Below are 22,619 nucleotides of genomic sequence, written 5' to 3'. Positions count from 1 at the left end.
AAAAGGTAAGTTTGCACTCATAGTCTATAGTTTTGATAGACAAATATAGAAATAAATCAGAGCTGTCAAGCGGCGAGTAAAAATATTTGTAACAAAATCGTTTGTTAAGACCCGCTCAAGCCGGATCAGCGAAGCCATTCATCCCTAAGGCTATGAGAAAAGATCCGTTTTCAGCTTTATTAAATGGCGAAGACGAAACATAATCGTATGAATATTGGTAATTTTATCACTTACCTGAATTACGCATGACAGCAAGCTCCCGGCTCGGAACAGTACTTATAACATTTCTCTTATTCATCAGCATACAGGTTCTTGGACAAAGGAACGGTATAGTGACCGGCAGCATAGCCGACAGGTACACGAACGAATCTATTCTGGGTGCCACGGTGACTGTAAAGGGCACCAATATCAGTACCGCAACAGACAGTACAGGGCGGTTCAGGATCAGCGTTCCGGTAGGAACCTACACCTTAAGTGCCGGATACGTTGGCTATTTAAGTGAAGAAAAGTTCAATGTGGTGATATCAACGGGCAATGCCCAGATTGTCAATTTCCGGCTCGAGCCGGCTGTAAATAGTTTGAACGAAGTACAGGTAACCTTTAACAGAGGACAATCTGCTATTGCGACGGATATGGTTACTCCTCTTTCTGTTCAGCAACTCACGACCGAGGAGATCAAGAGCAATCCGGGAGGAAACTTTGATGTATCAAAAGTTGTGCAAACGCTTCCGGGAGTAGGGATTAGCAATGGTGTAGGCGAACGGAACGATATTATTGTTCGCGGGGGGGCACCTAACGAAAACGTTTACTACCTGGATGGAATAGAAATCCCCGTCCTTAACCATTTCCAAACGCAGGGAAGCTCGGGCGGGGCGCAGGGAATTTTAAATGTTTCCTTTATTGAGAGCCTCAAGCTATCCTCTTCTGCTTTCGACGCGCGTTATGACAATCCTCTTGCCTCGACCTTTGTGATCACCCAAAGAGACGGAAACTCGGAACGACTATCAGGAAATGCCAGGATAAGCTTCACAGAATCGGTGTTGACGCTTGAGGGTCCTCTGTCTGAGAAGACCACATTTTTGGCGTCGGCGAGGAAATCATATCTCAGCCTGTTGTTTAAGCTTATCGACCTTCCGATTCGTCCGGATTTTGAAGACTTTCAATATAAGGTTACGCACAAATTCAATGCGAAGACTACCTTAACAGCGATCGGCTTAGGTGCGCTGGATCATTTCAACTTTGCTCCAACAAAGGAATCGACGCCGGAGAACACCTATGTTCTCCGGTCGACGCCCTATATTAACCAATGGAATTATACTGTTGGGTTTAACTTAAATCATAAGATCAGGAACGGCTACATGAACGTTTCGCTTAGCCGGAACATGTTTGAAAATAACCTGGACAAGTTTGAGGATGAGCAGAAAATTGAGTCGACACGGACCCTCTTTGTTGAATCACAGGAGATGGAAAACAAACTACGGTTTGATATTAACAAGTTTGTTAACGGCTGGAAGCTTTCGGGAGGACTGATGACCCAGTATGTAGGCTATAGTGGAAACATTTTTAACAAATTGTCCAATGAAATAAGTGACGATCAGGGAAACGTCATTACTCCTGAACGGATACTCAACTTTGATAATTCTATTAATTTCTGGAAATACGGACTTTTTGCACAGGCATCGAAGAACATTCTTAATGATAAGCTGTTGGTTTCTGGCGGTATCCGCACGGATATGAATACGTTTACCGACAAGGGCAACAATCCGCTTAAGACACTTTCGCCAAGACTTTCTTTTGCCTATCATGTTAATTCGCGCTGGGACATCAACGCTTCTGTAGGCACGTATTTCAAGGTTCCGCCCTATACTGCTCTCGGGTATGCTGATAACAACGGTTTAAACGCGAACAAAGGCCTTGACTATATACAGTCGACCCATTACGTAATAGGTACCCAGTTCTTGCCGAAGAACTCGCTGAGATTCACCTTCGAAACTTTTTTCAAAAAATATAACGACTACCCTGTTTCGGAGGCGACAGGAATATCATTGGCCAATCAGGGTTCGGAGTATACCTCTGTGGGAAGTGAAAAACTTTTGAGTATCGGCAAGGGGGAAACTTACGGATTCGAGGTTTACGCGCAGCAGAAGCTGGAGAACAGAATCTTTTATGTAGCCAGCTATACGTATGTAAGAAGCAAATTTTCTGGCCTGAACGGAAGGCTACTGCCATCCTCCTGGGATAACGAACATCTGTTTTCGGCAACTTTGGGTTATAAGTTCAAGAATAACTGGGACCTGGGTGTCAAATACCGTTTCGCGGGCGGATCTCCTTATACCCCGTTTAATATGATAAGTTCGCAACAGAACTACCTGGCTATTGGTACAGGAACCTTCGACTATAGTCGCCTTAATTCAGAAAGACTTCGTTCGTTTAGTCAAACCGATCTTCGTGTAGATAAACGAATAAACCTGAAGAAGACGTCTATTAATTTTTACGTAGATATCCAAAATATCCTGAAAACGCAGAACGCATCTTTCCCTAAGTATACCTTCAAGCGAAGCGATGATAACAGCAGCTTTGTTACTAGTGATGGGCGACCGCTTCAGCCGAATGGAAGTAATGCAATTCCGGTCATCCTTAATGAGTCGTCAGGCAACCTGATTCCTTCCCTGGGCATTAATTACGAGTTTTAGGACGGGATTGAGTGGATCGTGTGGAATTAAAAAAGCCTTCCGGTTTGATACCGGAAGGCTTTTGCTCCTGAGGCTGGGCTCGAACCAGCGACCCTCTGATTAACAGTCAGATGCTCTAACCGGCTGAGCTACTCAGGAGTGTTACCCGGTTAATGTTTGCTTCACCTTCTAAGAAAGTTTCGCTGTGTTTGGGAATGCAATATTCGCGATTTAAATCTGATTTTAAAAGTGCGTTTCAATAAAAATCAGGCTTCGAACTGCTAAAGCTTCATAATAAGGACATTAATTTTTTCAGGAGGAGCCGTTGCAGGAAATACCATCTAAGCGCTTCGCCACTAGTAACGGACTGCGGCTATTAAAACCGGGAAAGCAGGGAACAGGTTAAAAAGAAAGGGGTGAACAACGTTAATTTGTTCACCCCTTTGCTCCTGAGGCTGGGCTCGAACCAGCGACCCTCTGATTAACAGTCAGATGCTCTAACCGGCTGAGCTACTCAGGAGTATTAAACCCGGTTATTTGTGCCTTGCTGCCCTGTTTTAGTGGACAGCGCTGCTGTGTTTTGGGACTGCAATATTCGGGATTTAAATTTATTTATGCAATATTTGCTTAAAGTTTTTTAAAAATAATTTATGAGCTTAGTTATTATAGGTACAGTGGCTTTTGATGCCATTGAAACGCCCTTCGGAAAGACGGACAAAATAGTCGGCGGAGCAGCAACATATGCTAGTCTTGCCGCATCATATTTTTATGATAAAGTAAAAATTGTGGGAGTCGTTGGTGATGATTTTCACAAAGAAGATATTGAAACGTTTACCACACATGGAATTGACGTAGAAGGATTACAGGTAAAGGAAGGTGAAAAATCTTTTTTCTGGGCGGGAAGGTATCATAATGACATGAACAGTCGCGATACACTTACTACCGAACTGAACGTATTGGCTGACTTCGACCCTATCATTCCGGAATCGTATCAGACATGCGAGTACCTTCTCCTGGGCAACCTCACCCCTCAGATACAAAAGGTTACCATTGAAAGACTTCGGAACCGTCCAAAGCTGATCGTTCTTGATACAATGAATTTCTGGATGGATATGGCGATGGAAGATTTAAAAGAGACACTGAAGCTAGTCGACGTGTTGACGATTAACGATGCCGAGGCGCGCCAGCTGTCAGGCGAATACTCGCTGGTGAAGGCCGCCAAGAAAATTATTGCGATGGGACCACGATATCTGATTATTAAGAAAGGTGAGCACGGTGCACTGTTATTTGATTCAGAACGCGTATTTTCTGCCCCGGCTCTGCCGCTAGCTGAGGTGTTTGACCCGACAGGCGCAGGTGATACTTTTGCCGGGGGATTTATCGGGTATCTGGCTAAAGTTGGCACCATCAACTTCAACAATATGAAGAACGCGGTGATCTACGGATCGGCACTGGCATCGTTTTGTGTTGAAAAATTTGGAACAGAGAAAATTAAAGATCTTACTCAGACTGGTGTGGAAAGCCGCATAAGGGAATTTGTAACGCTAAGCAGCTTTGTTATAGAACCATAGTACTTCAGGTGATAGTCTCCCGGCGGGATTATCACCTGATTTTTCCCACCTTTTTAAACCGAATAAATACGCTTTTTGAATGAGGGGCATCTTTTAGTTCGGACGTTAAGTCCTGCCCTGCCCAATGCTCATAATGCTGCCCGTTTCTCCAAAGCCGGCTTTCCGACACGTCGTAGATAACACCATCCACTGCAACCCAAATCTGTGGTTTGTCTTGCCCGTTTCGGAGGGCTAACTGAGCGATCGTATACTCTGGCAGATCTGTTTCCATTAAGCGTTTTTACCTTTTCTCCGGAAATACTCGAATAATAAAATATTGATGAGCAGCATGGAAAGGGAATAGAAATGATCTTCGAAAGGCACTGTTGATATGCGCAGACCCATGTTCTGAGCATCGTTATACATCACAATCGGCAAGGAGGTCAATATTCCGTTCACGATATAGAACGGGAACATGGAAACCAGAAAGGCGAGATAGAAACGACCCATATTGTCTGGTCTCCTGAGGTACACATATAAGCAGTTGGCCAACAGCAAACCAAACGTGATCAGCGTGTAGACCCGGTCGTGGTAAAACACCAGCAGAACCACTGAAAGAGCAGTCAATGCGTGTGTGATCGAAAGACTGGCCCTGGCGAGAATATCTTTCTTAACGTAGAAGTTAAGGCATTCATAAATAAATATACAGGAGAAAGGCACCGTTACAAAGAATAAAATCTCCTCGATTGGAAGATTGAGGAAATAAAGCCCGGTTACATACCGGCTGTTGAAAGACCATACATCATATAAGGTGAAGATATAATCCCAGAGTAAGAAGCACAACCCGCTTATCACCTGGGCAGGAAAGATATACTTCCATTTCTTATAGAAGTGTACATTCTTATCGAAGGACAAGAGGACCGGAAATAGTACCGTGAGGAAATTAATTAACAGGTAGGTGTATTTCTCGTTCATTTCATGGATTGGTTTAGAATATCCAGTTCTCCGCCATTTGCTCTGCCACTTTCGATAACAAAGGTAACCATGTTTTTCAGGACATCTTTACCGAGCGAGCCATATTGGCGTTTCTGAACGAGGCTGACTATCTTTTTCCTGTCTTCATCAAGATGCTTGCTCATGCCCAGGAAGGAGGGCAGATAATGCTCGATACTAAACCGTAAAAATCGAATTTCCAGATCGTCGGGGGCCTTTTTCGATGCAGTGGAGAGCACCTGCATTCCGCTTTTGAGATGAGCCAGCTTCTGATAAGGATTCCATGCGTGCTTCCCCATTAATGTTTGAGCGCAGCCGTAATAGGCGAGATGAACCGCACTGATTCCCTGGTCACGCTTCATCCGTTCCAAAAACTTTTCTGCAACGGCCTTATTCTCGACAGCCTGGTAGAACTGCGCTCTCACTTTATCCAGATCTGTTGAAAGGACCGATAGGGGCAGCATCAGCAGCAATAGAAACAACTTGATCATAAGCCTATTATTTTCTCCTTAAACAGCGCCCGTCCGAACAACCATAATTTCCTCTTGTCAGACACCCGGATGCGTTCAGCGGCCAGTGTATGTGCCGGCTTCGACTCGATTTTATGGAAAAGCTCGAGATAGTAGAGATAGGCAACGTAGACGCCCCCACGGGACTTAGGAGGCAGCTGGCGTATCCCGGTGAGTCCTTCATCGAAGTCTATGCGGATATCTTCCTCAATAATTCTTTTGTCAGACTCACTGAAACTTAGAAAGTCAACGTCCGGAAAGTACACCCTTCCCCTCTCTTCGTAATCGGCTTGTATATCTCTGAGGAAATTGATCTTCTGGAAGGCGGCGCCCAGCCGTTTGGCCGAAGGCAGAAGCGTTGCGTACAAATCTTCATGGCCATGACAGAAAACCCTGAGGCACATGAGTCCCACTACTTCGGCAGAACCATATATATATTCTTTAAAGAGTGCGTCGGTATAAGATAGTTTCTGCAGGTCCATTTCCATAGAATGCAGAAAGGCTTCTATAAGACCCTTGTCTATCTGGTATTGGTTTACAACAAGCTGGAATGAATGAAGCACTGGATTGATACTGACCCCCCTTTCAATAGCCTGGTAAGTATCAAGACCAAACTGGCGGATAATTTCCATCTTATTGTAGTCATGAAAGGTGTCAACTATCTCATCGGCGTACCTGACGAATCCATAGATGGCGTAAATGGGGTTACGGAGTTCTTTGTGAAAGGCGCGGATACCCAGACTAAAAGAGGTACTATAGGTTTTCGTAATGAGCTTACTGCACTCAAAACAAGAGTAATTATATAAATCCATCATAAAACGTAGCGCCCCATTTATCAATAATACGAAATTTTGGTTTAAAAGTTTTTGAGGTTACATTTACCGTTATATGAATACATCTTCAGTGGCTATCATCGGCTCCGGCTTTGCAGGTCTGGCAGCAGCGTCTATTCTCGCCCAAGCGGGATGTGATGTAACTGTTTATGAGAAGAATGAGCAACCCGGTGGCAGAGCAAGGGTATGGTCAAAAGACGGTTTCCGCTTCGATATGGGACCAAGCTGGTACTGGATGCCGGATGTATTTGAAAACTTCTTTTCCTTATTTGGAAAGAAAAGCTCAGACTTTTATGAACTAAAAAGACTTGACCCTTCTTATCGTGTTTACTGGGGCAAGAGGGACTTTACGGACGTTCCTGCTGATATGGCCAAGCTTAGGCAACTGTTTGAAGAACTTGAGCCGGGTGCTTCGCATGGTTTGGACAGTTTTCTCAAGCAGGCCGAATATAAGTACCAAACAGGTATGGGTGATTTTGTGTTCCGACCCTCTCACTCCATTGCAGAGTATATTGACCTCAAGCTCATCAGTGCCAGCTTCCGACTGCAGTTGTTTACGAGTCTTCGAAACCATGCGAAGTCGTATTTTAAGCATCCTAAAATTATTGAGATCCTGGAGTTCCCGGTGCTGTTTCTGGGAGGAACAGCAGCAACAACTCCGGCGCTCTACAGTCTGATGAATTATGCGGATCTGGCGCTTGGAACCTGGTATCCTATAGGTGGAATGAACGAAATTGTAAAGGCCATGGTTTCGATTGCATCCGAACAGGGAGTAAAGTTCTGCCTGAATACGGAAGTAACAAAGATTAAGGTAGAAAAGGGCATAGCAATGGGACTGGAAACAGATTCAGGCTTTAAGCCTGCTGATCTGATCATCTCGAATGCTGATTATCATCATACCGATCAGGTTTTGCTTGAAAGCAACTATCGGGGCTATACTCCCGAGTACTGGAATAATCGTACGCTGTCTCCATCCTCATTACTATTTTACATTGGAGTGGGCAAAAAACTGAGAGACATTCAACATCACAGTCTTTTTTTTGATGAAGACTTCAACAAGCATTCTGATGAAATATACAAAAGACCTCAATGGCCGGAGAAACCGCTCTTTTATGTTTGCTGCGCTTCCAGATCTGACAGCTCTGTTGCGCCGGAAGGGGGAGAAAACCTGTTCTTCCTTATCCCGGTAGCTCCCGGATTGGAAGATACAGAGGAGATCAGAGAGCGATATTTTAAGCTTCTTATGGATAGGTTTGAAATGGTAACAGGGGAAACTATCAGAGACTCGATTATTGTTAAGAGAAGTTATGCCATCAAAGACTTTGTGGACGATTATCATTCTTTTAAGGGCAATGCGTACGGATTGGCGAATACGCTGTTGCAAACAGCTTTCTTAAAACCGAAGCTACGCTCTGGAAAAGTTAAGAATTTATTTTACGCAGGGCAGCTTACTGTACCAGGACCGGGCGTACCGCCGGCGATTATATCGGGGCAGGTGGCTGCAGAGGAAGCGATGAAGCTCCTTCGGCGGCAGCAATAAATTTGTTCATGGCAGCTACAGTTCTGTTATGAAACCAATCGTGATCAGATAAAATAATAGTTCAAATGTAACAAAGAAGTATATCTGCTGCTCTAAACATAGGTTAACCATTGTCTCTCATGCCAGTAAGTAATAATTATAAAGAGAACGTCAAAGTTGCGCTTCAGTCTGTAAAAAGCAACAAATTGAGGACATTGCTGACGGCAGCGATAATCGCCATTGGACTAATGGCTCTGGTTGGCATTCTTACGTCGATAGACGCCATAAAAAGCTCTTTAAACAGCACGTTCTCCAGGATGGGGGCAAACTCTTTCACCATACGGAACCGTGGTGCGGGTATTCGGTTCGGAGGCCCGGGGGAACAGCCGAAGCGACATCCTTCTATCACTTTCAGGGAAGCGATTGCTTTTAAGGAGCGGTTTGACTATCCTGCAATAGTCTCTGTCAACACGTTTGCGTCACAGGGTGCCACTGCAAAATATGCGAGCGAGAAGACTAATCCCAACATCAACATCATAGGTGGCGACCGGGAGTACATCACCACCGGAGGATACTCGCTGTCGGACGGAAGAAACTTCTCCAAATCAGAAGTAGACTACGGTGCAAACGTTGTGATCATTGGTGAAGAGATCAAAACGCGGCTATTTCCCAACCTGAATCCCATAGACAAGTTTATCCTTCTGGGTAATAACAAATACAAGGTTATCGGAATCTTTGAAAAGAAAGGGTCAGGCGCGAGCTTTGGAGGAGATAAAGTTTGTGTAGTGCCCCTACTCAAAGCGCGACAGATATCAACTAATGCAAGACCGAGTTATACAATCACCGTGATGAGTTTAGATACCCGGCAAAGCGAGTCGACCATTGGAGAAGCAACAGCACTTTTTCGAAATATAAGAGGACTAAGTGCAGGTCAGGACGACAACTTTGAGATCACCAAGAGTGATGCTATCGTCCAAACGCTTCTGGAAAACATTAAATGGGTAACAATAGGTGCGATAGTCATCGCCTTTGTAACGCTTGTTGGGGCCTCAATCGGTCTGATGAACATCATGCTTGTATCGGTAACGGAGAGGACCAGGGAAATAGGCATACGCAAAGCAATAGGCGCGAACCCTACATTGATCAGGCAGCAGTTTCTGTATGAAGCAATCGTTATCTGCCTGATAGGAGGCCTGGCCGGTATTGTTTTGGGGATACTGATCGGCAATGTGGTGGCCATGGCTCTGGAAGCAAGTTTTATCATCCCCTGGCTCTGGATGGCTGTAGGAGTGGTTCTCTGTATTGTTGTCGGAATTATTTCAGGTATATACCCTGCATCCAAGGCTTCGAGACTGGATCCTGTTGAGGCCTTAAGGTATGAATAGAAAGAGGGCTGCATACGCATGCAACTCCTCTTTCTACTTTTTGAGACGTGTAGCAGGCTGATCTGTCCCCGGGAAGTTCAGCCCACGCTTTCCATATTATTGAATGGGATTTTCTTTAATGTAATTTTCCCAGGCCCATGCAGATTTCATCATCTCTTCGAGATCCAGATCAGCGGACCAGTTTAATTCGCTCTCTGCTTTTGTCACATCTCCCCATACTTTTTCAATGTCGCCTTCGCGTCTTGGACCTATTTGGTAATTAAGCTTTACCCCGGTACTTTTCTCAAACGCATCAATAACCTGAAGTACGGAGCTTCCTTTACCTGTACCAACGTTATAAACTTCATAACTGCCCTCCATTCTCTTTTCTTCCTGCCTTTTCAGTGCGGCGATATGTGCCTTGGCGAGGTCGACCACATGAATATAGTCCCTTATGCAGCTACCGTCTTCAGTATCGTAATCATCTCCATATACTGTGATAGGACCACGTTTACCTATGGCACTCTGCGTGATGAAAGGAACCAGATTCTGGGGAACACCTATTGGAAGTTCTCCGATAAGAGCAGTTTCATGCGCACCAACGGGGTTAAAATACCGCAGGGAGATAATATGATAATTGGTATTGACTTTAGCAATGTCTGAAAGGATTTCCTCCGCTATCTGCTTGGTGTTTCCATAAGGAGATTCCGCCTTTTTTACTGGCGCATCTTCGGTAACAGGCAGAATATCAGGCTGTCCGTAAACGGTACACGACGAGGAGAAGACAAAGTTCACTTCTCTTCCTTCAAAAGCCTTTAACAGGTTAATAAGCGAAAAAAAGTTATTCCTATAATACTTTAGCGGCTGAGCCACCGACTCTCCAACGGCTTTATGCGCAGCGAAATGTATTACTCCGGTGATACCGGGGTTTGCTGATATGAAGTCGATGACCTTTTTCTCTTCGCACAGGTCCAGATTGTGAAATTCGGGCTTTATACCCGTGATCTCCGTAATCTGATCAAGAATACCGATACTCGAATTGTCCAGATTATCAACGATTACGACTTCGTAACCTGCTTCCTGAAGTGTGACTACAGTATGTGAACCAATGTATCCGGTTCCACCTGTTACTAATATTTTACCCATAGCTATTTGTTATAATTGGCAAAGTCCTTATGTTCAATTTTTTCAATAATATCTTTTGGCAGCGACTTGAAGTATTCATAAGTAATTTTCAGACCTTCTGCACGGGACACTTTGGGTTCCCAACCGAGAATCTCCCTCGCTTTAGTGATATCCGGGCGACGTTGCTTCGGATCATCTGTAGGCAACGGCCTCGTTACGAGTTTCTGGTCTGTTCCGGTCAGCTTGATGATTTCCTCACCAAACTCAAGAATAGTGATCTCGTCGGGATTCCCGATATTCACGGGGTAAGGGTAATCTGAGAATAACAGGCGATAAATGCCTTCGATAAGATCATCTACATAGCAGAATGACCGAGTCTGAGATCCATCTCCGAATACGGTAAGGTCCTCTCCCCTGATCGCCTGACCAATGAAAGCGGGCAGTACACGACCGTCATTGAGTCGCATACGTGGTCCATAAGTATTAAAGATCCGAACTATTCTTGTCTCAACACCGTGGAAAGTATGGTAAGCCATCGTTATGGCCTCCTGAAAACGTTTGGCCTCATCATAAACGCCACGCGGGCCGACGGGATTCACATTGCCCCAATATTCTTCAGGTTGCGGATTACAGTTAGGATCACCATAGACTTCCGATGTAGAAGCGATAAGCATCCTGGCTTGTTTGGCACGTGCTAAGCCAAGGAGGTTATGAGTACCAAGTGAACCAACCTTCAATGTTTGAATGGGGATCTTCAGATAATCGATAGGACTAGCCGGGGATGCAAAGTGCAGGATATAATCAAGGTCCCCGGGCACATGAACAAAAGTAGACACATCGTGATTGTAGAACTCAAAATTCTCCAGTTTAAACAGATGTTCGATATTGCGCAGATCTCCTGTGATCAGGTTGTCCATAGCGATGACATGAAAGTCCTCACTAATAAACCTGTCGCATAAATGTGAACCAAGGAAACCGGCCGCTCCAGTAATTAAAATTCTCTTTCTTGCCATTATGACTGTACTATTTCTTTATGTATTTTATGTGGTAATATCCACGGTATATCAATTATAGCCCTATGCTTTACGGCCATCCAAGTAAACTGCTAACGTGCTTACTTCGTGATCTGCTAACTGCAGCCTCACATTCACAGCACGTGCACGTTTGTATTTACCCGGGTTACCTAATATATTTTCGTCGTGAATATGCAGTTCTAACTACAGCAATTTTCATGTAATGAGCAAATTAATTTGTTATTTAACAGTATTTTCGGCCAATATTAATCATAAGAAACACATGCTGTTCATATATAATCTTGGGATTCAATTTTATTGGATAATAATTGTAATGTCCCAAGCATTTAACGTCAAAGCTAAAGCCTGGGTTAAAGGTAGAAAAAACCTGTTTCAAAAGATGAAACAGGAGGTAAATTCTGAAAAGCAACACATCTGGTTTCACTTTGCGTCTTTAGGGGAGTTTGAGCAGGGCCGGCCGGTGATAGAAAAAGTAAAAAGTGACTATCCTGGGTATCCTGTTGTAATCACCTTTTTCTCCCCCTCGGGATATGAACTCAGAAAGAATTATGCCCTTGCTGATCATGTGTTCTACCTTCCTTTAGATACAAGAAGAAATGCCAGCCAATTTGTAGATATCATCAATCCGAAGCTGGCTATTTTTACGAAATATGAATACTGGTACCACTTCTTTAGCGAGCTGAATCGACGTTCCATCCCTTTGATCGTAATATCAGCTATATTCAGGGATGATCAGATATTCTTCAAATGGTATGGCGGTTTGCACCGGGCTATGCTGAGAAAGGTGAGCAGGCTCTTTGTACAGGATGCTGCCAGCATTTCGATGCTTGAAAATATTGGCATCACTCATGCCAGTATTGGTGGAGATACCCGCTTTGACCGGGTTGCCTCGAACGCCCGGCAACCGAAAGATTTTCAGCTTGTGAGGGAGTTTTGTGGCTCAGCAAATGTTCTCGTCGCCGGAAGCACCTGGCCGGAGGATGAGAACATCCTCTCGAAGGCCATCGAGCGATTTGAAGAATGGAAGTTTATCATTGCGCCACATGAGATCAAACCCGATAAGCTGAAAGCCTTTGAGAGTCTCCTTCCTGCAAACACCTACCTGAGATATTCTGAATTGAAAGAAAACGGACTTCCTGACGAGACGAAAAAGTGGAGAATTTTAATAATCGATAATATCGGTATGCTCTCCTCTCTTTACCAATATGGCCAGATCGCATACATCGGAGGAGGTTTCGGGGTAGGTATCCATAACACGCTCGAAGCGGCTGCATTCGGTCTTCCCATAATATTTGGACCAAATTACAAACGCTTTCTGGAAGCAAAAATGCTCATTGCTGAAAACGCCGCCTTCAGCATTAAAAATAAAGATGAACTACTCGAAGTATTGAATAAGCTTAAAGAAATTGACTTCCGCCGGGAAAGTGGCAATGCAGCAAAGAAACTGGTTCTAAACAATACCGGTGCGACGGAAGCTATCTTTTCCTATCTGGATGAGTATGTATTTAAGCGAAGGTAAAAGCTTATACCGCCTGCTTAACTAATTTCTCCAGGACTCCTATCCAAATCGGGTTATCATTCAGGCTCTCGACAAGCTGAACTTTCTCTCCGCCAAGTTCCTTAAACTCCAGATCGTATTCTTCCGCGATTTCATATATGGTTTCCAGACAGTCAGCTACAAAAGCCGGACTAAATACCAGTAGACGCTTGATTCCCTGTTTAGCAAGGTTATGAATAACTTCGCTGGTGTAAGGCTGCGCCCAGGGCTCCTTGCCTAGTCGGGATTGAAAAGTCACGGTAAACCTTTCCGCGGGGATATTAAGTTTTTCAGCGATCAGGCGCGCTGTATCATGACACTGTGCTGAATAGCAAAATTTATTCGTCTCGTTGAGTACCGAACAACAGTCTGAAGATTGCAGACAATGTCTCTTTGAATCATCCCCTTTAATGAGCTGCCTTTGTGGCAAGCCATGGAAGCTGAAGAGATAGTGATCATATGTTTCCGGCTCATGCTTTTTCCCATTTTCTGCAAAAACAGTGATCATATCAGGATCGTTGTGGAAGGAATTAATAAATGAGATATCCGGAATGGCCTGCCATTTGCTCACAACTTCCATCACCTTCTGATGAACAGATCCGGTGGTTGCCGAGGCGTACTGAGGGAACAACGCAATTACCCGGATACTTTTGACCCCGCCTGCCTTCAGCTTATTAAGTGCCGACTCAATGGATGGGTTCTGATAGCGCATACCCAGCTCCACCTGATAGCGATCTCCCAGGCGCTTCTGCAGCTCGTCTCTCATTATTTCGCTATAATACATCAGTGGCGAGCCCTTATCTGTCCATATCTTTTGATATGTTTTGGCTGATTTAGGCCCTCTGAAAGGCACAATTATCCCTTTAACTAACAGGGTCCGTCCAAGCTGACTGATATCGATCACCCGTTCATCCATCAGGAACTCATCCAGATACCGTCTCACATCTTTGACTGAGGGACTATCCGGTGTCCCCAGGTTTACCAATAAAACGCCTTGCTTGCTCATAAATCGATTGCAAATATAGCTGATTTCGCTTAGCTATTTCATCCGCCAAAGTTTCCACCATGGCGTACCGGGAAACTCGTGATGTTCGTAATGATATCCAAAGAAATAGCAGGAAAAGAATCCAACAAGATGGTTTTTCTTCAAGCTCCGGGAATGATGAACGTTCTGATGCTCGCCGTGATGAGGCAGCCAGGTACCAAAAAAGAAAAGCTGAAGCGTACTGAGCAAGGCAGGCAATACCCAAAAAACAAGTATATTAACTTCTGTAAACCAGATGGTTAAGATATTAAACAACACGGCCATCATCACAATCTGCAAGACAGACATGTACTCCTTCATGAAATGAAAATACCACACAGGAAAGGTACCCTCATGATAATCCGGATCAAGATCGGAGTGTACGTGACGATGATGTTCGTGGTGTTTGACCATCAATTTATTAAAGGAAAAAGCAGCATATAAGGCAGTGCAAAGTTGACCTATGAAGAGATTAAATTTACGTGAAGAAGACACAGTACCGTGCATCGCGTCATGCGCCGTAATGAAAAGGCCCGTATACAGATGTGTCTGCACCAGAATCATGAGATAAACGAGCGGATTATCCCATTGAAAGTTCCAGCGAAGAAGTGAAAACAGACACAGCGCCCAGCAAGAGATGACAACCAAAGCGACCAGTATACCGAAGTTAGATGCCTTTCTCATGAGAGAAACCAGTTATTAGAAATTTTCAAGTACAGCTTTTACCTTTTCCATCAGCCACATCGGGGTGGAGGTGGCTCCACAAATCCCAACCTTGTCACCGGGACTGAACAGGTTAATATCGAGCTCTTCAGCCTGAGATATGAAATAGGTGTTTGGATTATATTTTTTACACACTTCGTAGAGAACCTTGCCGTTTGATGATTTCTTGCCAGATACGAAAACAATCTTATCAAAATTCGTCACAAAACTCTCCAGATCTTCATTCCTGTTAGAGACCTGCCGACATATGGTATCGTTAGCCTTTACCTCATACCCTCGTTGAATAAGTTCATCTTTGATTTGGTAAAACTTCTCGGTACCCTTTGTTGTCTGGCTATAGAGCGTAAATTTGGCGGGAAGGTCGACATTGTCAAGTTCAGTGAGATCCTGAAAAACCAAAGCCTCATTATTCGTCTGTCCCTGAAGACCGATAACTTCCGCATGGCCATGTTTACCAAAAATAAGGACGGGCTCGTCGTCTTCATGAGACACCTTGATTCTATTCTGGAGTTTGAGAACCACCGGACAAGAAGCGTCAATCAAGGTAATATTATTCTTCAAGGCAATACGATAAGTCTCCGGAGCTTCTCCGTGAGCGCGTATCAGCACCTTCTCCCCGTGAAGACCAGGAAGTTCATCGTGATTGATAATCCTCAGGCCACGGGCTTTCAAGCGCTCCACTTCTTCATCATTATGTACTATATCTCCAAGGCAATACAGATATCCATCCTCTTCCAATATCTCTTCTGCCATGTCTATGGCGTAAACCACTCCAAAGCAAAACCCTGAATTTCCGTCTATTGTTACTTGTAGATTATAACTCATAATAAATTAACGCAAAAATAGCAAAATGTTTCTGTTTGGTACTGCATTATTATCTGCGCAAAATAAACGGTTACAGGCTGATATAGAGAACCAGGAAGAACAAAAACTGCACCACGAACAATATTGCAGCCGGCCCGCTATTTTTGGCGAATTTAGCTTTATGAAATCCTAGAAGAAGAACAGCAGAAAAAATGAACCATACGATATAGTTTTGCACAGGAACTACACCACCTGCCCAATCCCAATAGTCATACTCCATAGCAACAGGTTCTATCAGGAAGTCGAGCAAGGTAACTGATGACGCTCCTAGAAACAGAAATGCGTAGAGATTCCTCACACCCAGTATCGACAGGGCCATTCCGGCAGAATAAATGACCAGGATCCAGTTTACTCCTATCAGGAGCGGTGTATCAAAAATTTTATAACCAAGCGTCCCTCCATAAGAATAGCTTCCGAAGACCAGTCCGGTTTGGGTGCCCACCAGCTCCACGAGAAAGCCAGCGACATAAGTAATTGCAAGAAAAATCCAGAATGATCGATTTCTAACATGCTGATTTACTATCAGCAAGCCGGTCATTAGCAAGAGATGAAACGGCACCAGTTGCTTGAACAGAGGCACGGTCGGCGGATATAAAAACCCAAACAGACCAACACTATAGAACAAAACAATGAGCGAAGAACACGTTTTAAATCTTATAATCATGATTTTATTGCACGCCCTTTCCACGTGGTCTTTTGGGTTAAGTGTCTGACTATCGAAACAACTGAAATCAAGGTTAATGAGACCATCTGAACAGGATGTAAAATCAGGTTCCAAAACACGTTCTGCCCGCTCATCATCGATATCATTATTCTGCTTAAAAGGATCAGGGTCACAGCAAACATAAGCAGAGAAACGCTCAGGTAGTAGGCGATAAATATGGGACCAACCATTACCAGCAGCAAATAGCAGATCAAGCCTGCAACATTCATATTGAACCCTGCAAGGATGTTTTTACTGAAGCCATTTACGGCCTCGTCATAGCCGCTGTACATACGACACTTGATAAAACCGTTTGCAAGAAGCGTTTCTATGGGCAGCTGATAATTTTTTATCAGCTTCGCAATTTCCATATCGTCAAGCACCTTATCCCTTACCTGGGCATGCCAGTGGTAGATCTGGTACATTGGCCCGTCGAACATCATAAACTGGCCACTAGCAGCAGAAAACGAGGGATTTCGTGATAATCTAACCAGACGCAGGGGCAGCAGGTTAAGAAGAATAAAGTGCATCAGGGGAACGACAATCCTTTCGCCTATGGTTTCCATGATCTGAGTAGCGAACAGACTTAAAAGAACAAGCTTGCCCCGCCTGGCCCTGTGAACGGCATTGTCAAACAAGCCATCCTCTATTTTTGTATCCGCATCGATAAACACGAAATACCGGCCTTTCGCAAGCTGCCCCAACTGATGACACGCGAAGTTTTTGCCGAGCCACCCATCGGGCAGTTCCTTTCCCCTGATCACCTGGATTCGCTTGTCTTGACTGGCATATAAGTTACAGACTCTGAGCGTCTCATCTGTAGACTGATCATCCAGAATGAGGATCTCCAGGTTCTGATATGACTGCTCCATTACAGACTGAAGCAGAACTTCTATCCTGCCAGCCTCATTGCGAGCGGGAATTAAAACAGACACCAGATCAGTATACTTTCTGGGTGAAACAGGAAGTTTGGGATTAGAAATAAAGTTGAAAAGACTAATCGTAAACCTCAGTATCAGGAAAAAGAAAACTACATAAAAGACAAGCATTTATTATTTGATAGTTCGGCATTGTTCCTGCCGTGAATGTTCATAATGTTTGTTATACGCACTCTTAATTAACTGTAAACTAGCAAACTCGGCACCCTCCCAGCTTTGTAAATAACAGGCTGCAGTGGGTTTACGTGTATCAAAGTAATCAACGAAAGACGCGGAGAAAACGTATTGGAAATGCTTATTCGAAGAGTTGATGAGATTGATTAGTCCTTTCTCAAAGGCAATCTCTTTTACATGATTAGAATGTAACTTCCCTTGTGGAAAGATCAGCACCAGATTTCCCGGATCATCCAGCAAACGGCCGGCGTATTCAAGGGACTCTATCATCTTTTTAGGCTGCCGACCGACCGGGAACGCGCCCAGGTACTTTAGAAACCAAACGTTTTTGTAGTTCTCTTCCGTGACCATTACATGAAATTTTTTCCGGAAGTGCAAACGGTTGATCCAAAAAATCATAAAGCCGTCCCACCAGGAAAAATGATTGGCAAGTAAGAGGATTGACCGCTGTTCTTCAAAAGAAATCTTATTGAAAGAAAACCTCGAAAAGTCCTTTCTTAAAATAAACCCTATATACCAGGTAAAAAAAGATTTTACAGCCGATTTGTACATCCAATCATGTTAGAGGCCGTAATATAGCGGTTTCGCAGGCTTAATCCTAACAATCAGATGAGGTGTTCGAACTTTTCCCAGAACCCGTCGTGAGGCAAAGGCGCAACTATGTCAACCGGTTCGTTCTTTACCGGGTGCACGAATTGCAACCTGCGTGCATGAAGAGCAATAGTTTTCTTAAGGCTGCCGCGAGGGTACCCATATTTATTATCACCTACGATCGGACAATCCAAAGTGGATAACTGCACTCTGATCTGGTGAGGTCTGCCTGTAATGGGATCTACCTCGATAAGATAATACCCCCCCAGTTCAGCAATAAGCTTGTAATTAAGTTCAGAACGCAGACTTCCCGGCACCTCCTGATCATAGGCCTTAGTGACATTCTTCTGCGGATTCTTTACCAACCAGTGTACAAGATTGCCTGATTCCGGAACCGGACGATTTCTTACCACTGCCAGATACGTCTTGTGCATTTGCCGGGATTTGAACAGCTTATTAACACGATCGAGAGACTTGCTTGTACGGGCAAATAAAATCACACCGCTTACCGGCCGGTCGAGCCTGTGTACCACCCCTAAAAACGCACCATTGGGTTTGTTGTACTTCCTGGCGATGTATTTTTTAACTTTTTCATCCAGAGACTCATCACCAGTATCATCGATCTGCACGATGTCTCCTCCACGTTTATTTATGGCTATCAGATGGTTGTCTTCAAATAAGACATCCTTATCTGTCACATCGTAGCTTATATATCCCTTATCTATCTTAGCCATTAGGATTAATACTGTTCCTTATCACTAGGGAAATCACTTGATTTTACATCATTTACGTACGACTTCACCGCGTCATTCATCATTCCATACATATCCAGATACTGACGCAGGAACCGGGGCTTAAAACCTTTATTCAAGCCAATCATATCGTGTATAACCAGGACCTGCCCATCGCAGTAACGACCCGCACCTATGCCAATGGTGGGTATTTTCAAACTAGCAGTTGCTTCCCTGGCCAGCTCTGCCGGAATCTTTTCCAGCACAATAGCAAAGCAACCAGCCTCTTGCAAAGCGATCACATCCTGCTTCAACTTGCTAGCTTCAGCCTCTTCTTTAGCCCTTACTGTATACGTGCCAAATTTATGGATAGATTGCGGCGTCAAACCAAGATGTCCCATCACCGGAATCCCGGCAGTGATAATTCGCTCAACGGATTCACGGATCTCTTCGCCCCCCTCGAGCTTTACAGCATGGGCACCAGACTCCTTCATGATCCGGATAGCGCTATGCAGCGCCTCTTTCGAATTTCCCTGATAGGTACCAAACGGAAGATCCACAACTACCAGACAACGTGCTGCCGCCCTCACTACCGATGCTGCATGGTAGATCATCTGATCAAGTGTAATGGGCAATGTTGTTTCATGCCCGGCCATTACATTTGACGCAGAGTCGCCTACCAGAATAACATCTATCCCTGCATCGTCAACCACTCTGGCCATTGAATAATCATAGGCCGTTAACATAGCGATTCTTTCACCTCTCGCTTTCATATCATGAAGAGTGTTGGTGGTGATACGTTTGATCTGTGTATTTACTGACATATCTCGTCTCGATTGGTATTCCGGCAAATGTAGAAAAAGTATGCTCATCCGATTCTATAATTCACAATAATTTTATACCTTTGTCCCCTGTGAAAATTGAAGTGAACTGCTTCAGTATGTTGTACTCTGAATCCGGAAAATCTTTCGGGAACTTTAACCTGTTTCATTTATTTACAAACATCAAAAACAAGGGATACGCTGAGAATGAATTCATTCTGGCTTATGGCCCAGGTGCAGAATACCTGTACTATGAGTGGATAAACGAAACATTAAGCGAACACAAGAATTCAAATCTATACGACATAAACTGAAATGATTAATTATATCAAACTACCTGCTGTGCTCCTTCTTGAGGACGGAACTGTGTACCACGGAAAGGCTGCCGGAAAGATTGGCACTACAACCGGGGAAATTTGTTTTAATACCGGAATGACCGGTTACCAGGAAATCTTTACCGATCCGTCATACTTTGGACAGATCATGGTTACCACCAATGCACACATTGGAAACTATGGAGTAAATTCTGAAGAGATTGAATCAGGTGATATTAAAATTGCCGGCCTCGTTTGTAAAAACTTCAACATTGCCTACAGCCGTAAGCAATCTGACAAATCTATCCAGGACTATTTCCAGGAAGAAAATGTGGTTGGCATTTCTGATGTTGATACACGTTCACTCGTCCGTCACATTCGTGACAAAGGCGCTATGAACGCAATCATCTCATCAGAAGTACTCGACATTGAAGAGTTAAAAAAAATGCTGGCTGCAGTTCCTTCTATGGACGGGCTGGAACTTTCTTCTCAGGTCAGTACAAAGGAACCTTACTATTATGGCAACGAGAATGCAAAACATCGCGTGGCCGTTCTGGACTTAGGGGTCAAAAAGAACATCCTCCGCAATTTCGATCATAGAGATGTTTACGCAAAGGTTTTCCCTGCGAAAACACCATTCGAGGAAATGGAGAAATGGGCACCCGATGGTTACTTTATCTCGAACGGTCCCGGCGACCCGGCTTCCATGCCTTACGCAATTGAAACAGTCAAGCAGGCGTTATCAGCGGATAAGCCGCTATTCGGAATCTGTCTTGGCCATCAGCTGCTTGCGTTAGCCAATGACATCAGGACCATGAAAATGAAGAACGGCCACCGTGGCCTCAACCATCCTGTCAAAAATATCATCTTAGATCACTGTGAAGTCACATCGCAGAATCATGGCTTTGGCGTAATTTCAGATGACGTTCGCCATTCAGACAAGGTTGAAATCACTCACCTGAACCTGAATGACAACTCGATTGAAGGTATCCGTGTAAAGGGAAAGAAAGCATTCTCGGTTCAATACCACCCTGAATCTTCTCCCGGACCTCATGATTCACGCTATTTGTTCGACCAGTTTGTCGACATGATGATTCCTGAAACCACGAAATAGATTACAGCCCGTTAATAGTTTATATTGACGGGTTTTTTGTTTCTAATCATAAATAATTGTAAGATAAGTTATTTTTGATGCTCTAAAAAACACTACTTTTGGCCTAATCCTGCATAGTTTTTGTAACTATATAAGAAGAAAATAACCCAATACGGTAATAAACTAATACAAAACAAATGAGCTTAATTTTAGACGTACATGCCCGCCAAATCCTCGACTCAAGGGGCAATCCTACTGTTGAAGTAGACGTAGTAACTGAAAACGGAACCCTTGGGCGCGCTGCCGTACCATCAGGAGCATCTACCGGCCAGTTCGAAGCGGTTGAACTGCGTGATAACGATAAAAGCAAATACATGGGTAAAGGCGTCCTAAACGCTGTTAAAAATGTAAATGAAAAATTAGCTAAAGAACTTCAGGGTATTGATGTATTTGATCAGAATACTATCGATAAATTGATGAACGATATTGATGGAACTCACAACAAAGGTTCTATCGGCGCAAACGCAATCCTTGGTGTATCTCTCGCTGTCGCAAAAGCTGCAGCGCAGGAAAGCCGCCAGCCTTTATACCGTTATATTGGCGGTGTTAATGCGAACACACTTCCTATTCCCATGATGAACATCATGAACGGTGGCGCTCATGCTGACAACAAAATCGATTTTCAGGAATTTATGATCATGCCCGTAGGCGCTGATACTTTTTCTGAGGCATTGAGAATGGGAACTGAAATATTCCACACGTTAAAGTCCGTTTTAAAGAAAAAAGGATACTCTACCAACGTAGGAGACGAAGGCGGATTTGCTCCCGAAATCCAGAGCAACGAAGAAGCTATCGAAACAGTGCTTCAGGCAATTGAAGCTGCTGGTTACAAGCCAGGTCAGGACATTTACATTGCGATGGATGCGGCCAGCTCTGAGATGTACAATGAAGAAACAAAAACATACAGTTTCTACAAATCCAACCCAGGCAAAACGTTTAGCAGTGACGATATGGTTGCTTACTGGGCTGAATGGGCTGCTAAATACCCTATTCTTTCTATCGAAGATGGTCTTGCTGAAACTGACTGGGACGGATGGAAAAAACTTACAGACGAACTAGGCAAGAAAATCCAGCTGGTAGGTGACGATTTGTTCGTTACTAATGTAAAGTTCCTTCAGAGAGGAATCGAAACCGGAGTTGCTAACTCTATCCTGGTAAAGGTAAACCAAATTGGCTCGTTGTCTGAGACGATCAACGCAGTAACACTTGCACAGAACAACGGCTATACATCTGTGATGAGCCATCGTTCAGGTGAAACTGAAGATTACACGATTGCTGACCTTGCCGTAGCTCTTAACTGTGGTCAAATCAAGACTGGTTCTGCATCACGTTCAGACAGGATTGCAAAATACAATCAGCTAATCCGCATCGAAGAAGAACTTGGTGCATCTGCCCGTTTCATCGGAAGAGACTTCAAATTCTTAAAATAGTCACTACGCAATCAGTT

Annotated in this window: 21 protein-coding genes and 2 tRNA genes; 7 read left to right on the top strand and 16 right to left on the bottom strand. The window is 44.0% G+C overall.

Features of this window, described 5'->3' with window-relative positions; genetic code table 11:
• Window positions 1–245: 245 nt before the first annotated feature.
• Window positions 246–2,693, top strand: coding sequence for a TonB-dependent receptor (locus tag ACKI5J_RS09860; protein WP_407428989.1), 2,448 nt, complete (start codon window positions 246–248; stop codon window positions 2,691–2,693).
• A 64-nt stretch (window positions 2,694–2,757) separates the two neighbouring features.
• On the opposite strand, the gene ACKI5J_RS09855 is transcribed toward ACKI5J_RS09860, so the two are convergent.
• Together ACKI5J_RS09855 and ACKI5J_RS09850 are read right to left on the bottom strand one after the other, a co-directional pair.
• A tRNA-Asn gene (locus tag ACKI5J_RS09855) sits at window positions 2,758–2,831 on the bottom strand.
• Between the two features lie 287 nt (window positions 2,832–3,118).
• Window positions 3,119–3,192, bottom strand: a tRNA-Asn gene (locus tag ACKI5J_RS09850).
• A gap of 130 nt (window positions 3,193–3,322) precedes the next feature.
• Here ACKI5J_RS09850 and ACKI5J_RS09845 point away from each other — a divergent pair.
• On the top strand, window positions 3,323–4,243 hold the full coding sequence (locus tag ACKI5J_RS09845) for a PfkB family carbohydrate kinase (protein ID WP_407428987.1): 921 nt from the start codon (window positions 3,323–3,325) through the stop codon (window positions 4,241–4,243).
• A 31-nt stretch (window positions 4,244–4,274) separates the two neighbouring features.
• Here ACKI5J_RS09845 and ACKI5J_RS09840 read toward each other — a convergent pair whose 3' ends face one another.
• Genes ACKI5J_RS09840 through ACKI5J_RS09825 form a run of 4 tightly spaced genes read right to left on the bottom strand, consistent with a single transcriptional unit; the run spans window position 4,275 to window position 6,539 of the window.
• Window positions 4,275–4,514 carry a cytochrome b5 domain-containing protein gene (locus tag ACKI5J_RS09840; RefSeq protein ID WP_407428985.1) on the bottom strand — a complete coding sequence of 80 codons (240 nt, stop codon included), beginning with the start codon at window positions 4,512–4,514 and terminating at the stop codon, window positions 4,275–4,277.
• A complete protein-coding gene (locus ACKI5J_RS09835) occupies window positions 4,514–5,197 on the bottom strand; it encodes a lycopene cyclase domain-containing protein (protein WP_407428983.1) in 684 nt (227 codons plus the stop codon). Before ACKI5J_RS09835 ends, ACKI5J_RS09840 begins: the two co-directional genes overlap by 1 nt.
• Window positions 5,194–5,706, bottom strand: a complete 513-nt coding sequence (locus ACKI5J_RS09830; RefSeq protein ID WP_407428981.1) for a hypothetical protein — start codon at window positions 5,704–5,706, stop codon at window positions 5,194–5,196. Before ACKI5J_RS09830 ends, ACKI5J_RS09835 begins: the two co-directional genes overlap by 4 nt.
• The gene (locus ACKI5J_RS09825; protein WP_407428979.1) at window positions 5,703–6,539 is read right to left on the bottom strand and encodes a phytoene/squalene synthase family protein; all 837 of its coding nucleotides are present in this window, start codon (window positions 6,537–6,539) and stop codon (window positions 5,703–5,705) included. The genes ACKI5J_RS09830 and ACKI5J_RS09825 overlap by 4 nt, the downstream gene beginning before the upstream one ends.
• 73 nt (window positions 6,540–6,612) lie before the next feature.
• Here ACKI5J_RS09825 and ACKI5J_RS09820 point away from each other — a divergent pair, with 73 nt between their 5' ends.
• Both ACKI5J_RS09820 and ACKI5J_RS09815 read left to right on the top strand, forming a co-directional pair.
• Window positions 6,613–8,097: a phytoene desaturase family protein gene (locus tag ACKI5J_RS09820; RefSeq protein WP_407428977.1), complete on the top strand. Its 1,485-nt coding sequence runs from the start codon at window positions 6,613–6,615 to the stop codon at window positions 8,095–8,097.
• 119 nt (window positions 8,098–8,216) lie between these two features.
• The gene (locus ACKI5J_RS09815) at window positions 8,217–9,461 is read left to right on the top strand and encodes an ABC transporter permease (RefSeq protein ID WP_407428975.1); all 1,245 of its coding nucleotides are present in this window, start codon (window positions 8,217–8,219) and stop codon (window positions 9,459–9,461) included.
• Window positions 9,462–9,557: 96 nt separating this feature from the next.
• On the opposite strand, the gene galE is transcribed toward ACKI5J_RS09815, so the two are convergent.
• Window positions 9,558–10,586, bottom strand: a complete 1,029-nt coding sequence (gene galE / locus ACKI5J_RS09810; RefSeq protein WP_407428973.1) for a UDP-glucose 4-epimerase GalE — start codon at window positions 10,584–10,586, stop codon at window positions 9,558–9,560.
• A gap of 2 nt (window positions 10,587–10,588) precedes the next feature.
• On the bottom strand, window positions 10,589–11,578 hold the full coding sequence (locus ACKI5J_RS09805) for a UDP-glucuronic acid decarboxylase family protein (RefSeq protein WP_407428971.1): 990 nt from the start codon (window positions 11,576–11,578) through the stop codon (window positions 10,589–10,591).
• Window positions 11,579–11,912: 334 nt separating this feature from the next.
• Between ACKI5J_RS09805 and ACKI5J_RS09800 the strand changes: the two genes are divergently transcribed.
• On the top strand, window positions 11,913–13,118 hold the full coding sequence (locus ACKI5J_RS09800; protein ID WP_407428969.1) for a 3-deoxy-D-manno-octulosonic acid transferase: 1,206 nt from the start codon (window positions 11,913–11,915) through the stop codon (window positions 13,116–13,118).
• 4 nt (window positions 13,119–13,122) lie between these two features.
• On the opposite strand, the gene hemH is transcribed toward ACKI5J_RS09800, so the two are convergent.
• The 8 genes from hemH to panB form a co-directional block, all read right to left on the bottom strand.
• Window positions 13,123–14,142 carry a ferrochelatase gene (gene hemH, locus ACKI5J_RS09795; RefSeq protein ID WP_407428967.1) on the bottom strand — a complete coding sequence of 340 codons (1,020 nt, stop codon included), beginning with the start codon at window positions 14,140–14,142 and terminating at the stop codon, window positions 13,123–13,125.
• A 33-nt stretch (window positions 14,143–14,175) separates the two neighbouring features.
• Window positions 14,176–14,844 carry a fatty acid desaturase gene (locus ACKI5J_RS09790; RefSeq protein WP_407428965.1) on the bottom strand — a complete coding sequence of 223 codons (669 nt, stop codon included), beginning with the start codon at window positions 14,842–14,844 and terminating at the stop codon, window positions 14,176–14,178.
• Window positions 14,845–14,859: 15 nt separating this feature from the next.
• Complete coding sequence (locus ACKI5J_RS09785) at window positions 14,860–15,708, bottom strand: 4-hydroxy-3-methylbut-2-enyl diphosphate reductase (RefSeq protein WP_407428963.1); 849 nt, start codon at window positions 15,706–15,708, stop codon at window positions 14,860–14,862.
• A gap of 70 nt (window positions 15,709–15,778) precedes the next feature.
• The gene (locus ACKI5J_RS09780; protein ID WP_407428961.1) at window positions 15,779–16,411 is read right to left on the bottom strand and encodes a carotenoid biosynthesis protein; all 633 of its coding nucleotides are present in this window, start codon (window positions 16,409–16,411) and stop codon (window positions 15,779–15,781) included.
• Window positions 16,408–17,499, bottom strand: a complete 1,092-nt coding sequence (locus tag ACKI5J_RS09775; RefSeq protein WP_407428959.1) for a glycosyltransferase family 2 protein — start codon at window positions 17,497–17,499, stop codon at window positions 16,408–16,410. Before ACKI5J_RS09775 ends, ACKI5J_RS09780 begins: the two co-directional genes overlap by 4 nt.
• A 3-nt stretch (window positions 17,500–17,502) precedes the next feature.
• On the bottom strand, window positions 17,503–18,114 hold the full coding sequence (locus ACKI5J_RS09770) for a lysophospholipid acyltransferase family protein (RefSeq protein ID WP_407428957.1): 612 nt from the start codon (window positions 18,112–18,114) through the stop codon (window positions 17,503–17,505).
• A gap of 53 nt (window positions 18,115–18,167) precedes the next feature.
• On the bottom strand, window positions 18,168–18,887 hold the full coding sequence (locus ACKI5J_RS09765) for an RluA family pseudouridine synthase (protein WP_407428955.1): 720 nt from the start codon (window positions 18,885–18,887) through the stop codon (window positions 18,168–18,170).
• Between the two features lie 5 nt (window positions 18,888–18,892).
• Entirely contained in the window at window positions 18,893–19,708 is an 816-nt protein-coding gene (panB, locus tag ACKI5J_RS09760) for a 3-methyl-2-oxobutanoate hydroxymethyltransferase (RefSeq protein ID WP_407428953.1), read from the bottom strand.
• Window positions 19,709–20,020: 312 nt separating this feature from the next.
• Between panB and carA the strand changes: the two genes are divergently transcribed.
• Window positions 20,021–21,133: a glutamine-hydrolyzing carbamoyl-phosphate synthase small subunit gene (gene carA / locus ACKI5J_RS09755; RefSeq protein ID WP_407428951.1), complete on the top strand. Its 1,113-nt coding sequence runs from the start codon at window positions 20,021–20,023 to the stop codon at window positions 21,131–21,133.
• 176 nt (window positions 21,134–21,309) lie between these two features.
• Entirely contained in the window at window positions 21,310–22,602 is a 1,293-nt protein-coding gene (eno, locus tag ACKI5J_RS09750; protein WP_407428949.1) for a phosphopyruvate hydratase, read from the top strand.
• Window positions 22,603–22,619: the final 17 nt, after the last annotated feature.

It is taken from the genome of Arcticibacter sp. (genome assembly GCF_045629565.1).
In the GTDB taxonomy this organism is placed as follows: Bacteria; Bacteroidota; Bacteroidia; order Sphingobacteriales; family Sphingobacteriaceae; genus Arcticibacter.
This window is presented reverse-complemented; position numbering and strand designations above follow the sequence as displayed.

Coding starts and splice junctions, on each gene's coding strand:
- ACKI5J_RS09780 (WP_407428961.1), bottom strand. CDS start 16,411: ATGATTATAAGATTTAAAACGTGTTCTTCGCTCATTGTTTTGTTCTAT.
- galE (WP_407428973.1), bottom strand. CDS start 10,586: ATGGGTAAAATATTAGTAACAGGTGGAACCGGATACATTGGTTCACAT.
- carA (WP_407428951.1), top strand. CDS start 20,021: ATGATTAATTATATCAAACTACCTGCTGTGCTCCTTCTTGAGGACGGA.
- ACKI5J_RS09830 (WP_407428981.1), bottom strand. CDS start 5,706: ATGATCAAGTTGTTTCTATTGCTGCTGATGCTGCCCCTATCGGTCCTT.
- ACKI5J_RS09800 (WP_407428969.1), top strand. CDS start 11,913: ATGTCCCAAGCATTTAACGTCAAAGCTAAAGCCTGGGTTAAAGGTAGA.
- ACKI5J_RS09770 (WP_407428957.1), bottom strand. CDS start 18,114: ATGTACAAATCGGCTGTAAAATCTTTTTTTACCTGGTATATAGGGTTT.
- ACKI5J_RS09835 (WP_407428983.1), bottom strand. CDS start 5,197: ATGAACGAGAAATACACCTACCTGTTAATTAATTTCCTCACGGTACTA.
- ACKI5J_RS09860 (WP_407428989.1), top strand. CDS start 246: ATGACAGCAAGCTCCCGGCTCGGAACAGTACTTATAACATTTCTCTTA.
- eno (WP_407428949.1), top strand. CDS start 21,310: ATGAGCTTAATTTTAGACGTACATGCCCGCCAAATCCTCGACTCAAGG.
- ACKI5J_RS09790 (WP_407428965.1), bottom strand. CDS start 14,844: ATGAGAAAGGCATCTAACTTCGGTATACTGGTCGCTTTGGTTGTCATC.
- ACKI5J_RS09840 (WP_407428985.1), bottom strand. CDS start 4,514: ATGGAAACAGATCTGCCAGAGTATACGATCGCTCAGTTAGCCCTCCGA.
- ACKI5J_RS09785 (WP_407428963.1), bottom strand. CDS start 15,708: ATGAGTTATAATCTACAAGTAACAATAGACGGAAATTCAGGGTTTTGC.
- ACKI5J_RS09820 (WP_407428977.1), top strand. CDS start 6,613: ATGAATACATCTTCAGTGGCTATCATCGGCTCCGGCTTTGCAGGTCTG.
- ACKI5J_RS09825 (WP_407428979.1), bottom strand. CDS start 6,539: ATGATGGATTTATATAATTACTCTTGTTTTGAGTGCAGTAAGCTCATT.
- ACKI5J_RS09815 (WP_407428975.1), top strand. CDS start 8,217: ATGCCAGTAAGTAATAATTATAAAGAGAACGTCAAAGTTGCGCTTCAG.
- ACKI5J_RS09775 (WP_407428959.1), bottom strand. CDS start 17,499: ATGCTTGTCTTTTATGTAGTTTTCTTTTTCCTGATACTGAGGTTTACG.
- panB (WP_407428953.1), bottom strand. CDS start 19,708: ATGTCAGTAAATACACAGATCAAACGTATCACCACCAACACTCTTCAT.
- hemH (WP_407428967.1), bottom strand. CDS start 14,142: ATGAGCAAGCAAGGCGTTTTATTGGTAAACCTGGGGACACCGGATAGT.
- ACKI5J_RS09805 (WP_407428971.1), bottom strand. CDS start 11,578: ATGGCAAGAAAGAGAATTTTAATTACTGGAGCGGCCGGTTTCCTTGGT.
- ACKI5J_RS09845 (WP_407428987.1), top strand. CDS start 3,323: ATGAGCTTAGTTATTATAGGTACAGTGGCTTTTGATGCCATTGAAACG.
- ACKI5J_RS09765 (WP_407428955.1), bottom strand. CDS start 18,887: ATGGCTAAGATAGATAAGGGATATATAAGCTACGATGTGACAGATAAG.